This is a genomic window from Polynucleobacter nymphae, assembly GCF_018882155.1.
GTDB classification, from domain to species: Bacteria; Pseudomonadota; Gammaproteobacteria; order Burkholderiales; family Burkholderiaceae; genus Polynucleobacter; species Polynucleobacter nymphae.
The window spans coordinates 1,290,312-1,302,807 of the sequence record NZ_JACVPA010000001.1 but is presented as its reverse complement, the minus strand read 5'-3'; the positions used below and the strand labels follow the sequence as shown (position 1 = coordinate 1,302,807).

The following is a 12,496-nucleotide window of genomic DNA, read 5'->3' as shown; positions in this document are numbered from 1 at the left end:
CGGCTTAAGTTAGCATCTTTTTAGCAATCACAATCAGCTAGGCGGTCATTGCCAGGCTTTAGTTTTATTCACGAAATAAATATGAGTTAAAGTCTAGATTAATCAATCATAAGCATCTTTACATGAATATTTTCAAAAAAATAGGCCTCTATTACAAAACCTTTAGGCTTGCCTATATTTCTTACGACTCACTAATTGGGCTCCCTGAGATTAAAAATCTTGATTTTTGCTATAAAAAGTTCTGTGCACAATCTCTGTCTAGGTCAAATTCGTCTTCTTTAGATATTGGCTGCGGCCATTCTCCAAGAAATCCTTTTGAAGCTGATCACACATACGGAATAGATATTAGGGAAAACAAGGAGAAGGGGATCAAATATGCCGACTTGAATGTTGAAAAAATCCCTTTTGATGATGGTAGTTTTGACTACATAACTGCATACGATTTCCTAGAGCATGTCCCAAGACTGATTTATGCTCCTGATAGAAAATTTCCTTTTGTTGAGTTAATGAATGAAATATATCGGACACTAAAGCCTGGGGGAATATTTTTTTCATTTACCCCAATGTATCCATTTGCTCCCGCTTTCGTAGATCCAACGCATGTCAATCAAATAACTAATACTACATTTGAAAAATACTTTGATGACAACACCAAATGGGCCAGCATCTAAGGATTCAAGGGCAAATTTTCTGTTGTCTACCAAGCCAGAAGCGGGCATCATTTGGTGAGTATTTTAGAGAAGGTGTAGAAATTATAGGGTTAAGATTGGGGCGAAGAAGCTTCGGAGACTGGAGCTTCCTTTGACTTCTAAATCCATGGGGCGCCGCTCGGTCTGTACTAATTAATCGAGCTGTAGCTTTTGCTTATTTACCACTTCTTTGTATAAAGTTAGCTCGGCTTTCATTTCTTTGCTAAATTCTTCTGGTCCATTCACATTAATGATAGATCCAGTATCTTCAATACGTTTTCGGACAGCAGGATCCGAAACTACTTTATATATCGCTGCATAAATTTTGTCGACGATATCGCGGGGTAGACCCGCTGGGCCATAAAGCCCATAAAAAGCCATACGATTAACTGGGGCTAAGCCCACCTCAGTAAAAGTTGGTACGTTAGGTAGCTCTACTAAACGCTTTGGTGCTGCAACTACAATTGGCAGCAATTTACCGTCTCTAATAAACGGCAAAGCAGAAGGTAAGTTATCGAAAACAATCAGCACCTGCCCCGCTACAGTATCTGTTAATGCCGGGCCAGCACCGCGGTAAGGAATAGGCACAATATAGGTGCTAGTCAAATTTTTAAATAACTCCATTTGCAAATGGCCAACACTCCCCGTCCCCGGACTAGCATAAGAATACTTACCCGGATTTTTTTTCAACTCTTCTAAAAAAGTTTTAAAGTCTTTCGCCGGAAAGTTGGGATTTACAGCAATGATGTTTGGGGTGGCAGCAATATTCGTAATGGGGGTGAAATCCTTAGCGGGATCGTAACCAATTTTGGGGTTAATCGCTGGATTAGCGGCCGTAGTAGAAACGGTTGCTGCCCCAATGCTGTAACCATCTTTTGGCGCACGCGCAAGCTCCAGCGCACCAACACTCCCACCGCCGCCAGCCCGGTTCTCAACAATCACCGTCTGGCCTAATTGACGCCCAAGAGGATCGGCAATACTACGCGCAATAATATCGGTAGTGCCACCAGGCGCAAATGGAACGATTAACCGAATAGGCCTATCCGGATAGGCGGCTTGCGCACCCAGTGATAAGCATAAGCAGATAGCAATAATGATTTTTTTAATCATTAAAAATCAGTCTAAATGAGGTGGGCTTCATTGAAGCATGCCTATATTTCTTCGCCATCCGGGGAATAATCATCCCCCAAACATGCAGCGCCCATCTGTATTAGAAAGCTGGCAACTAGTATAGCCAAATGAAGAAGTGCTACTAGTAGCGCAGGCCGCTAGCATTAATAAAAACATAGCTGCAAAAACGGCTTTTAATATTCGCCTCATTTATATTCTCTTTTTGCAATTAAGCAATATGTAGATGTTTTGAAGAACTATCCTAGCATAGGATTTTTAAGATCTAGCAAGTTCAGAAAATAAAAACCACCCGAAGGTGGTTTTGGTGATACATGAGGGCATTAAACGATAGTTCTATGCTTATTAACCGGCTATGCAGCGCGACTCATCACTAGGATTCTGGCAGCCGCCATAGCCACCTGAAGACCTGCCAGTAGCACTGCATGCTACTAACATTAATATAAACATAGCTGCAAAGGCGGTTTTTAATATTCGCTTCATGTATATCCTCTTTTTGCAGTTAAGCAATATGTATATGGTTTGAAGAAGTATCGTAGCATAGGATTTTTATGATCTAGCCAGTTCAGAAAATAAAAAACTGACCGAAGGTGGTTTTAGTGATTCTTGGTAGCTAGGAGCGGAATCGATTACGGCTGAGGATGTCTATTCCTGGTTTTACTTTTTTATAAGGCCCATATAGACTGGTATTTTTATTAAATTGAAAAACTATGAACATTGCCTATTCCAGTTCAGCCAAAATCTCTGCTGATCAAGCGATTGATTTATACATTAGGTCGACACTTGGGGAAAGACGTCCTATTCATAATCGCCAAGCGTTTGAGAATATGTATAAGCACGCTAATCTGATTATTTCAGCGTGGGATGGGGATAAGTTAGTTGGTATTTCTAGATCATTAACGGATTTCTCATATGTTGCGTATCTATCTGACCTGGCTGTAGATGTTCAATACCAAAAGCAGGGCATTGGAAAGCAATTAATTGAGAAAACTAAAGTAGCTCTTGGGCCAGAATGTATGTTGGTTTTACTGGCTGCCCCAAAAGCAAGAGAATATTATGGGCCTCTTGGTTTTGAACAGCATCCAAGTGCCTGGACTCTAAAGAAGCATGTGCAATAAAAATAGTCCAACAAGTGGGCTATCGTAATTCTTGGCGGCGCAGAATCGACCAAGGCCTAGAATATCTAATCTTGTTTCAGTCCACCCAGCGCTTCAATCTCTCTTGCCATCTCTAAGCTATTAGAGTCCTCAACATTCTCCCTTAGATCATCAATAACGCCTTGGCGATCTCTGGCAGGACGATTTTGACTAATCTTCCACTTCGCTTCAATTTTTTCAACCAACAATTCAACCCCAACAATATTTGCAAGCATAGTTTCAATGTAGTCTTTTGGGGCATCTGTAACGGCCCATGGATCTTTTCTACTTGACTCCATTTTCTCCGTTAGGATCTTCACAATTTGATGCTTATCCTCTTCGTCTTGGATGGCAGATAGTATTCCATTGATGTGAACGCTTAAATAGTTATAGGTAGGAACAACTTTGTGGGTTTCGCTCTTTGTGGGGTATGAAGATGGGCTGATATAAGCCTCATATCCAGAAAAGGCCAGCAATACTTTTTGCTTTTTCTCGCCAATTTTCCATATTGGATTTGCTTTGGCTGCATGTGAAATTAATTTACTCCCAACGGCTATATTTCCATTAGGCGCCATAAAAGGGAGGTGATTTCCAACCAGCTCCCCATCAACATTGGCAACCATCAGCCCAAGAGGGTGAGTCTTAATAAATTGAGAGATCTTCTCTAGATCAGTCTCAAGAAAATGAGAAGGGATATACATCTAATAATTAAAACATATATTGATTAAATCAATCCTAAAGCTCAATGAAAAACCACCCGAAGGTGGTTTTGGTGTTTTTTAGTAGTCCAAGGCAGAATAGAACCGCCTGGGGTTAGGCGGCTTAGGCGGGATTTAGGCACTGTCGCTTTGGCAAGTTGATTTTGACCAGCTTTTTCCGCTTTACTCACTGAGCTTTTACGGCATCTTGATCACACTTGGCCCGTGCTTGTATGACCCCTATATAGGCTAAACCTCAACCGACACGAATTATTAATTCATTAATTTTAATTTTTCCTAAAGCTATGTCTGGATTGGCGACATAATTATTTGGAATGTGATGAATAAGGCTATTAGGGTCAATTTTCTTATTCTTAGAATCATACCCAATAAAATTTCTGGAGACACAGCCCCTGGGGACATTAACGAATGTTAATCCCGCTGCTGCTTTCTCCCTAATATGCCAAGGAGTCTTTTCGGGAATAGAGGATGGGCCATTTAGGTGCTCATACATCAACTCCCGATCTAGCAAATACATACCTTGATAAGGTTCTGGCAAATTTACGTAGCAATAGTTTTCTGATGCCTTCATTCTAGGTAGCTTATGAAAAATAGATCTTGTAAAAGAATCTGTTGAATATAATTCTGTAGAACCCTCCATTTTCTCGTAGCGTAAAAAAGAAGGGATTAGGCCCTCACTCTTTAGATCTTCGAGACCCCTTAGCCAGTACTCAATATTTTTTGGCGTGATAAAAATATCGTCTTCCACATACATGAAGTGTGTAATTGATTGATCTGCATCGAAGAGCTTCCGAAAAGTATAAAAATGGCTCCAAGTTAAAAGATAGGGATGGCCAAGATAGGTGGGGGTATGAATTTCTACTGTTAATTCACGCCCTTGCTTGATGGCATTCATAATATTTAAACTCTTATCCACATCATTTTCATTAGTAAAAATATGAATAAGAACTTCATCTGCAAGCAATGGAAACTGGGTTGCAATTTTCTCTAGGTATTTAATTCGGTCCTCAACATAATGAAATGTGACGCCAATGGCTAATTTTTTTATCCTCATTGGGCGCCGACCCAGCAAGGGTAACTTATATCCAACATGCCCAAGCCTAAATCAAAATATTGTTTTCCAGTCCCACCCGAAAATCCAGAAAGTAGAGGTCTTAAGGCCTTTGCTGAAGACAATTTTTCATTAAAAATATTGAAGCTAAAGTATTCCACAGCTTCTTCTTTTCTATCATCAGACTTTAGATACGCAGGAATCAAATATTCTTCACAAAACTTTTTGCTAGTATAAAAAAAGCGCATGTCCGCCCATGGCTGTAATGAATCTCCCTCGCCAAGGTGCCTCCAAAAAATATTTTGGATATTGTTTTGCTTAATCATTTCTATTATTGTTTCAAAATTTCGACAATAGATTTTGCCAGTGCATTTAAAGAAATTATTTTCGTTTTTCAAAAATGTTGAGTGTTTCAGGGCAAATTTTATTAGCTCCCCCTCTCCATATCCTTTGCCCCTTAACTTTATAGAGTCGTCGTTTTGGCAGTAGGAGATTTGCTCAACATCAACGCCCATTTGTTTTAAAAGCACTACCTCTTCATCATTAAGAAGGGTGCCTCCAGTAGCGTCAGCAATAACAATTTTTTTTATACCGTGGGCAGCCCAAAAAAATATCGCTGCTTTTGCAGTTATGTAACGCGTAGCTAGATTAGTCATCTGCAAATAAGGGATATCCTTTGGCGGCTTATTGGCTGTAGTAATTAAAACGGTTGAACTCACTTAGTTGCCCTCTTTTCAAGTTAAACAAAGCTACAGGTCCTGATTTTTGCTTTGGGGCTTGCTGTAATATTATCTAATCATCAAACGCTGGCTGGCGCCAATTTTCCTAATATTTGCATCTTAACCTAGTGCTTATAAAAATAGCCCGTCAAGTGGGCTATTGTGATTCTTGGTGGCCCCAGACAGAATCGACTAGGGCCGAGGATGTCAAATCTAGTAATTACTTACGCTTATTGACAGCATCCTTAAATGCTTTGCCAGCGCCAAATTTAACTGTCTTAGCTGCTGGGATCTTAAGCTCGGCGCCGGTTTGTGGATTACGGCCGATACGCGCTGCGCGTTTGCCAGATTTAAAAGTGCCAAAACCAATTAACTGAACATCATCGCCTTTAGTAACGGCCTTGATGATTGTTTCTATTGCCACGCTAAGGACCCGGTCTGCGGATGCTTTGGAAATATCTGTGTCATTAGCAATCTTTTCTACTAATTCTGATTTATTCATGTTTTCTCCTAGGGATTTTTTATAAGGGCTGCGTTGCCAATTTAGCAAAAGCCAGCCTACCCATAATACCCAGCTCCAAATGAAAAAACCACCCGAAGGTGGTTTTAGTGTTTTTTTGGTGGCCCAGAGCGGAATCGACCAGGACCGAGGATGCCAAACTCTGCCCTTAGGGCTTGGGACTTGGGTAAATTGTGTGGGAAAAATGTTCTCCGTTTTTATTAACCCTCACCAAAACCATATCGCCTACACCAACCACCTTTCCGGTATAGGCCTGAATATTGACATGATGCGTAACCAGGATCAGTGGCGCCTTAGATTGCTTGCCCATCTCATTTTTAATGAATGCCCCCAAGGCTTTCGTTTGCCTTTTCTCTAGACTCATTTCGTCAAAAAAAGATCCAAGTGATGGTTCAATTTTTACCGAGCCTTTATTAAGAAGGTTTGCAGTATCTAAACATCTACACCACGGACTACTAAATACTTCTGCTTTTTGAATGCCTTGCTCAGTTAACCATATTCCTATTGCCTGGGCTTGCTTTTTGCCGTAATCGCCCAAGTTACGCTGAGTAGAGCACTGAGCAATAACATACCCAGCAGGATCTCCAATGCCAGGAGCGTCGGCATGCCTCATCAGCAATATATGCTGACCATCTTGCAAATCATTTGCCAAAGTAGCCATTACCTGCTGAGCGATACAAAGACCGCTAAGTAAAAAAATGCATGTAGTAATTGTGCGATTAAAACGATTCATACGAATTTTGTCTTTTTGTAAGTCAGCCATCTCATCCTAATGGATGGCCAATAATCCTGCCTGACCAAAAGAAAATAGCCCAGTAAGTGGGCTATCAAGATTCTTGGTGGCCGGGGCGGAACCGACCAGGGCTGAGGATGTTTGATTCTGATATGCCGCCAATCTCAAGCTACGATAAATTTAAGATTACCCAGTTTCTCAATGCGCGTTTCAAGCTTATCGCCTGGCTTAAGCCATACCTGTTTTTCTTTAGGGTACCCTGTAATGACACCCTCCGGGGTGCCGGTAAAAATAATATCGCCTGGCTCTAGAGTAAAAATTTTGGAGGCGTAGCTCACAATCTGAGCGCAATTAAAAACCATATCGTTAGTATTAGATGACTGACGAACCTCACCATTAACGTATTGCTCTATCTTTAGTTGATTTGGATCTCCAACTAAATCTGATGTCAAAATATATGGGCCTATAGGCGCAAAACCGTCATTGGTTTTACCAATCATCCACTGACTACTGCGTTGCTGTAAATCACGCGCCGTAAAGTCTTGTCCTGTAGCATAGCCAAATACATATGACAACGCATCGGCCTCACTAACGTTATATGCGCGCTTACCCATCACAATAACTAACTCTGCTTCGTAATCAAACTTTTCTGCGTTGACTAATGATGCCTTTACAACACCATTATGGCTATTCAGTGTGTTATTGAATTTATTAAATAAAATTGGTAATGTTGGGATGGGATTATTAGTTTCTTTAGCATGCTTTGCATAGTTCAATCCCACGCAGATAATTTTCTCGGGGTTAGTAATAGCAGGTGCATATTCGATTTTAGATTCGTTCAAAAACAAATTTGGGCCACCCTTGCTCAATGCCAGGCCCACCAGCTTACCTAGACCCTGATCACCATTTTGAATCAAATCATCAGTATTAATTGGCGCCTTAACCTTAAACTGCTTTGCTGCTTTAGCAACATCTAAAATTCCTTTGTCTGTTTTCACGCCTAGAACATATTTATTGTCCACTTTGTAATTTAGAACAGTCATGTTCTTTGCCATATCAGGATTAGCAATTCTGACAGCGCCTGCACCAGGTCCAGCCGCCTCAGCCTGGTTTGCAATAAATGGGGTGGTTAGCGCAGCACCGCCGGCTAAAGCAGATACTTTTAGGAATTCACGTCTTTGGTTGCTCATAGTCTCTCCACATTTAACTCTTGTAATTAAAGTTTTTTACTCCGACTAGTAATCTAACATGGGGTTTACATCGCTATCCTAGGGATTACCCGTCTCAGACCAAATGAAAAAACCACCCGAAGGTGGTTTTGGTGATTCTTGGTGGCCCGGGGCGGAATCGAACCAGGGCCTAGGATGCCTTATCCTGTCCGTATGCTTACTTGGAAACAAATCGTGAAAAAGCTCTTCCTTGCGCTTGTGTTCGCTTTCTCTCATTCCTTTGCACAACCAACAGCTCAATCTATTGAGTTGGCTAAAACCATTCCCATTGCTGACGTACACATGCATGTCCACAATACATCCTACAGTCCCAGTCCCAGTGACTTCAAATATCAAATGGAAAAGAATAACGTGCAATGGGCAGGTGGTGTAGGTGATTATCAAACTTACCTAGCCAATGCTTTGGGCAATAGATATATTTCCGCAATTGGACAAGACGAGTTCATGAATACTCGCAGTGAGAGCGCACTAGTAGATCCTGAGCACTTTAAGAGCATGTTTGCTCAAGCCGAAGAAATGTTTAAGGCGGGCACATTAAAAGGGTTTGGAGAAATTCACAGCGCCAATCACCGAAGCGGTTCGCCGGACATTAGTCGTCAGATTAGAGTCCGCACTCCAGCAATTGAAAAGATGTATGAGATTTCAAATAAGTACGGAGCCTACGTTCAAGTCCACGCAGAATACGATACTCAATTTGTTGAGGACTTATATTACATGTCAAAAACTTATCCTCGCACTCTTACAGTACTGGCACATTGTTTGCCAAGAAGCAATCCAAAAGTTATTGACCAGTTTTTTACTGATTTACCTAATGTGGTTTGTGAAATATCAGGCAAGAATGGGCCAGTACACGCAGGTCCTTTTGAATCCGGAAGGATGTTTAGCAAGGATGGAGTTAAACCGGCCTGGCTTGATGTAATCAAAAAGCATCCAGACCGAGTTATGTTGGGTTCAGACCCTTGCTGTGGGTTAGAAACACGTTACAGTGAAATGATTGACGATATACGTACTATGTTCTTGCCTTACTTTGAACCAGAAGTAGTTGAAAAAATTTCTTACAGAAACGCAGTACGATTATTTAAATTGGATGGACCAAAACAATAAACTTACATCACCCTGCCAATTAACTACCATAGTGTCTTGTAATGTCGTTTAAAACGACGTTTCAATAAGCGTCCGCTTAATTGATGCTTCACAAATGAAAAAACCACCCGAAGGTGGTTTTGGTGTTTCTTGGTGGCCCGGGGCGGAATCGACCACGGCCTAGGATGCCTGACTCTGTCCCCCAGACTAAACTCCCGCTAAATCTCAAAAGGTTCACCCCACCATAGGCAAACTTTGTGCACAAAATTTATATGGGGTGATCTAAGAGAGTGATTTGGTTGAGTTATTTTGACCCGCGCAAGGATAACAAGACTTTTTGGTAGCGTAGTGAGGATATGACTGACACAAGGATGACGACTCCTTGTCTTGCTCGGGGTGCCCAGACTATGAAATGTCCTTTTAAAGGACGCTAAACGTAGGGCATAAGATCTCTGACTATTTCGCCACCATGACATCAGAGGCTTTAATAATTCCCCAAACTTGATCGCCAACTTTAAGAGCTAACTCATCAACGGCTTCATTAGTAATTGAAGCTGTCAAAATTTGACCATTGCCAATATCAATCTTTAGATGGGATGTGGTTTGACCCATTTTGATTTCTTTAAGAGTTCCAGGTAATTGATTGCGAGCACTAAGGCTGACATTGAGTTTCATGATTTTCCTTAATAGACATACTGCTTGGCATACACAGCATCATTATAGAGAGCTTCAGGGTACTTATTTTTTCCATAGTCGCGAATGATCTTTTGTCCAGCATCAGATCCTACAAACTGAATGAATTTCACTGCAGTCTCTCTGCCCGGTGTAGCACCTGCTGGAGCCGCTAATGCGTCATAGGTATTGACGAGAAACTTATCTCCACGATACAAAATCTCCAACTTAGGAGCGATATTTTTTTCTGCTACCCAAGTACTACTATCGGTCATGAAATAAGCATTCTCTTCGTTAGCTCTTTTCAGTGAAGCAGTCATAAAGTCATTAGTAATAATGTACCAATTTCCTGATGGAGCGATACCAGCCTTTTTCCATATATCCATTTCTTTTACATGAGTGCCACTCTTATCGCCACGAGAAATGAAGTTTGCTTGTGCCCCAGCAATCTTGGCATAGGCATCAGCACCACTGGTGGCTGTTTTTATCTTGGCAGGATCAGACTTGGGTCCAACAATATAAAACTCATTTGAGCCAATAAGAGTTCTATCGGTTGCCCATCCCTCTGCTAACGCTTTATTAACCGCCTCAGGTGCATGAACCATGATCATGTCTACTTGCTTAGTCTTAAGTAGATTTAACGATGCTCCACTGCCTGCCTTAATCCACTCCATCTTGGCATTTTCTTTTTTGCCAAATGCCTCTCCTAAAGCCTGAAGTAAACCTAGCTCACCTGGGCTACCAGTAGCCAACTTATATACATTGGCTCCCGACCCATAGACAGCCTCTACCTTTAGTTCAGCTTGAGCCATAGAACTGAATCCTATTAAACAAAGCGTTATGCCAATGATGGCGTGAATTGATTTAGACATAATTTATTTCTTAGCATTCGGGAAAAAGAGTTGTTTGCCTTCAATCTTGTATAGAGAGATGACTTCTTGCCCATCTTTAGAAATGATCCAATCAATAAAGTCCTGTCCTTCTTTAGCCTTTACATGTGGGAACTTTGCTGGATTAACCAACATCACGCCATATTGATTAAAGAGCTGAGGATCACCCTCAACCAAAATATCCAAGTCTCCACGGTTTTTAAATGCCAACCAAGTACCGCGGTCTGCCAAGATATAGCCATTCATTGCCGAAGCTGAATTTAACGCTGGGCCCATACCGCTACCAGTGTCCTTGTACCAGCCCATCTCTTTATTAGGCTCAATCCCTGCAGTCTTCCAATAGCGAAGTTCAGCCGCATGTGTACCGCTCTTATCCCCTCTAGAAACAAAAGTTGATTTTGCGTTAGCAATTTTTTGTAATGCTACTTTGATGTCTTTGCCACCAGCGATTTTGGCAGGATCAGACTTAGGCCCAATCAATACAAAGTCGTTGTACATAACATCGTATCTCTTGGTCGCATTTCCCTCCTCCAAGAATTTCATCTCGCCAACCTTATCGTGGACAAAAACGACATCGGCATCACCACGACGCCCTATATCTAAAGCCTGTCCTGTACCTACAGCAACAACCTTGACGTCAACTCCTGACTTACTTTTATAGATTGGTAAGAGAAAGCCAAATAATCCAGATTGCTCGGTTGAGGTTGTTGATGAGACAACAATCGATTTTTGTGCAAATGATGGGGACGCAATGGCTATGGTTATTGCCAGTAATCCAATCGATAGTAGACGACGCATTTGATGTTTCCTTTGATTAAAAATTAGTACAAAAATATCTTTAAATCCAACCTGAAATTTGACGATTAAGACTTACCGCCTTGTAGCCCCTAGTTGTATCTGCGTGACTTCGAATTCTTCTAATGAGCTTTGTAGCGATGCTTTGGTCCGCTACTTCTTTTTTCATTGCCACAAAAAAGATTTCATCTTTCAATGGAATAAAACTTAGGCCGCTTTCCATCGCTACATTTTTAACGCCAATGCCGACATCTGCCTTGCCAGCTAAGATCGCATTTGAGATAGCCGAGTGGGTGAATTCTTCGTGAAGATACCCATTCACATCGGAAGGGCTTATCTCCTCATCCATCAATAAAGTATCAAGTAGTTGCCTTGTTCCAGATCCTATTTGTCTATTAATAAACCGAATCTTAGGATTGGTTAAGTCTAAGATTGATTGAATACCCAATGGATTGCCTTTTTTAACCATGAGCCCTTGCACACGCTTCATTACTGGATATATTTGAATATCATTTTTAGATAGGCGACTATGAATTGCTTTGGAGTTTTTCTTATCGGACACATGATATCCAGCTAAATCAGTTTCATTGTTTAGCAACTTCTCTAGCGCCTCACCAGAGCCGGCTATTTTTAAGTCAAATCCTTTAATCTCACTTACTGATTGCTGGATGACGGCATCGCTACTAGAAGAAAATCTCCAGCGTTTGCTGTCGGCTACCCCAGCCTCACCAATTTTCTTTGACAGCATATCTTGATATGTTTTTACATACTTGTGATTGCTCGCTTGCATCTCATCAATAAATTCAAGAAAGAACTCTCCAAAACTTGTTAGCTTTGAGCCATGCCCTTTTGTCCTAATAATTAATGGTGTTGCCAAAGCCTCTTCTGCCAAGTTCAGCTTTTCCCACGCGCCTCGGTATGAAGTTCCAGATTTTTTAGTGGCCTCAATCAATGAACTACCCGCTTTAATATCTTTGAGAATCGCAGATAGCCACAATAGGTCGACTGAATCTTCGCCACCTAGACGAGGATTTCTTGTGATGATTGATGGGCGAACTTGAATTTGCATGTGTAATTTATTGCATATTGAAAAGTATTATTGTTACTACTGTACCGCATTTGTCGTTTAAAA

At 41.2% G+C, this 12,496-nt stretch carries 15 protein-coding genes; 3 read left to right on the top strand and 12 right to left on the bottom strand.

Annotation, left to right across the window (positions count from 1 at the left end):
• Positions 1-122 precede the first annotated feature (122 nt).
• A complete protein-coding gene (locus tag ICN29_RS06770; protein ID WP_216130917.1) occupies positions 123-671 on the top strand; it encodes a class I SAM-dependent methyltransferase in 549 nt (182 codons plus the stop codon).
• Positions 672-842: 171 nt separating this feature from the next.
• Here ICN29_RS06770 and ICN29_RS06765 read toward each other — a convergent pair whose 3' ends face one another.
• Entirely contained in the window at positions 843-1,799 is a 957-nt protein-coding gene (locus ICN29_RS06765) for a tripartite tricarboxylate transporter substrate binding protein BugE (RefSeq protein ID WP_216130914.1), read from the bottom strand.
• 363 nt (positions 1,800-2,162) lie between these two features.
• The gene (locus tag ICN29_RS06760; RefSeq protein WP_216130911.1) at positions 2,163-2,300 is read right to left on the bottom strand and encodes a hypothetical protein; all 138 of its coding nucleotides are present in this window, start codon (positions 2,298-2,300) and stop codon (positions 2,163-2,165) included.
• 227 nt (positions 2,301-2,527) lie between these two features.
• Between ICN29_RS06760 and ICN29_RS06755 the strand changes: the two genes are divergently transcribed.
• Positions 2,528-2,935: a GNAT family N-acetyltransferase gene (locus ICN29_RS06755; protein WP_216130908.1), complete on the top strand. Its 408-nt coding sequence runs from the start codon at positions 2,528-2,530 to the stop codon at positions 2,933-2,935.
• 65 nt (positions 2,936-3,000) lie between these two features.
• Here the strand turns inward: ICN29_RS06755 and ICN29_RS06750 are convergent, their stop codons facing one another.
• The 6 genes from ICN29_RS06750 to ICN29_RS06725 form a co-directional block, all read right to left on the bottom strand.
• Entirely contained in the window at positions 3,001-3,654 is a 654-nt protein-coding gene (locus ICN29_RS06750; protein WP_216130904.1) for an FMN-binding negative transcriptional regulator, read from the bottom strand.
• Positions 3,655-3,907: 253 nt separating this feature from the next.
• Positions 3,908-4,726 (bottom strand): hypothetical protein, encoded by an 819-nt coding sequence (locus ICN29_RS06745; protein WP_216130901.1) that lies wholly within the window; start codon positions 4,724-4,726, stop codon positions 3,908-3,910.
• Positions 4,723-5,442: a hypothetical protein gene (locus tag ICN29_RS06740; RefSeq protein ID WP_216130899.1), complete on the bottom strand. Its 720-nt coding sequence runs from the start codon at positions 5,440-5,442 to the stop codon at positions 4,723-4,725. Before ICN29_RS06740 ends, ICN29_RS06745 begins: the two co-directional genes overlap by 4 nt.
• Before the next feature lie 220 nt (positions 5,443-5,662).
• A complete protein-coding gene (locus tag ICN29_RS06735; protein ID WP_216130896.1) occupies positions 5,663-5,944 on the bottom strand; it encodes an HU family DNA-binding protein in 282 nt (93 codons plus the stop codon).
• Between the two features lie 166 nt (positions 5,945-6,110).
• The gene (locus tag ICN29_RS06730; protein WP_255538091.1) at positions 6,111-6,725 is read right to left on the bottom strand and encodes a histidine phosphatase family protein; all 615 of its coding nucleotides are present in this window, start codon (positions 6,723-6,725) and stop codon (positions 6,111-6,113) included.
• Between the two features lie 134 nt (positions 6,726-6,859).
• Positions 6,860-7,885, bottom strand: coding sequence for a fumarylacetoacetate hydrolase family protein (locus tag ICN29_RS06725; RefSeq protein ID WP_216130893.1), 1,026 nt, complete (start codon positions 7,883-7,885; stop codon positions 6,860-6,862).
• A 213-nt stretch (positions 7,886-8,098) separates the two neighbouring features.
• On the opposite strand from ICN29_RS06725, the gene ICN29_RS06720 reads away from it, so the two are divergent.
• A complete protein-coding gene (locus tag ICN29_RS06720) occupies positions 8,099-9,028 on the top strand; it encodes an amidohydrolase family protein (protein ID WP_216130891.1) in 930 nt (309 codons plus the stop codon).
• Between the two features lie 435 nt (positions 9,029-9,463).
• On the opposite strand, the gene ICN29_RS06715 is transcribed toward ICN29_RS06720, so the two are convergent.
• From ICN29_RS06715 to ICN29_RS06700, 4 genes are all read right to left on the bottom strand, one after another.
• Positions 9,464-9,682 (bottom strand): TOBE domain-containing protein, encoded by a 219-nt coding sequence (locus ICN29_RS06715; RefSeq protein WP_215357632.1) that lies wholly within the window; start codon positions 9,680-9,682, stop codon positions 9,464-9,466.
• An 8-nt stretch (positions 9,683-9,690) separates the two neighbouring features.
• The gene (locus ICN29_RS06710) at positions 9,691-10,491 is read right to left on the bottom strand and encodes an ABC transporter substrate-binding protein (protein WP_216130888.1); all 801 of its coding nucleotides are present in this window, start codon (positions 10,489-10,491) and stop codon (positions 9,691-9,693) included.
• Positions 10,492-10,554: 63 nt separating this feature from the next.
• Positions 10,555-11,367 carry an ABC transporter substrate-binding protein gene (locus ICN29_RS06705; protein WP_216130884.1) on the bottom strand — a complete coding sequence of 271 codons (813 nt, stop codon included), beginning with the start codon at positions 11,365-11,367 and terminating at the stop codon, positions 10,555-10,557.
• A gap of 40 nt (positions 11,368-11,407) precedes the next feature.
• Positions 11,408-12,433, bottom strand: a complete 1,026-nt coding sequence (locus ICN29_RS06700) for a substrate-binding domain-containing protein (protein WP_216130881.1) — start codon at positions 12,431-12,433, stop codon at positions 11,408-11,410.
• Positions 12,434-12,496: the final 63 nt, after the last annotated feature.

Excerpts from the sequence above, each read along its gene's own strand:
- ICN29_RS06770 (WP_216130917.1), top strand. The coding sequence starts at position 123 with ATGAATATTTTCAAAAAAATAGGCCTCTATTACAAAACCTTTAGGCTT.
- ICN29_RS06765 (WP_216130914.1), bottom strand. The coding sequence starts at position 1,799 with ATGATTAAAAAAATCATTATTGCTATCTGCTTATGCTTATCACTGGGT.
- ICN29_RS06760 (WP_216130911.1), bottom strand. The coding sequence starts at position 2,300 with ATGAAGCGAATATTAAAAACCGCCTTTGCAGCTATGTTTATATTAATG.
- ICN29_RS06755 (WP_216130908.1), top strand. The coding sequence starts at position 2,528 with ATGAACATTGCCTATTCCAGTTCAGCCAAAATCTCTGCTGATCAAGCG.
- ICN29_RS06750 (WP_216130904.1), bottom strand. The coding sequence starts at position 3,654 with ATGTATATCCCTTCTCATTTTCTTGAGACTGATCTAGAGAAGATCTCT.
- ICN29_RS06745 (WP_216130901.1), bottom strand. The coding sequence starts at position 4,726 with ATGAGGATAAAAAAATTAGCCATTGGCGTCACATTTCATTATGTTGAG.
- ICN29_RS06735 (WP_216130896.1), bottom strand. The coding sequence starts at position 5,944 with ATGAATAAATCAGAATTAGTAGAAAAGATTGCTAATGACACAGATATT.
- ICN29_RS06730 (WP_255538091.1), bottom strand. The coding sequence starts at position 6,725 with ATGGCTGACTTACAAAAAGACAAAATTCGTATGAATCGTTTTAATCGC.
- ICN29_RS06725 (WP_216130893.1), bottom strand. The coding sequence starts at position 7,885 with ATGAGCAACCAAAGACGTGAATTCCTAAAAGTATCTGCTTTAGCCGGC.
- ICN29_RS06715 (WP_215357632.1), bottom strand. The coding sequence starts at position 9,682 with ATGAAACTCAATGTCAGCCTTAGTGCTCGCAATCAATTACCTGGAACT.
- ICN29_RS06710 (WP_216130888.1), bottom strand. The coding sequence starts at position 10,491 with ATGGCTCAAGCTGAACTAAAGGTAGAGGCTGTCTATGGGTCGGGAGCC.
- ICN29_RS06705 (WP_216130884.1), bottom strand. The coding sequence starts at position 11,367 with ATGCGTCGTCTACTATCGATTGGATTACTGGCAATAACCATAGCCATT.
- ICN29_RS06700 (WP_216130881.1), bottom strand. The coding sequence starts at position 12,433 with ATGCAAATTCAAGTTCGCCCATCAATCATCACAAGAAATCCTCGTCTA.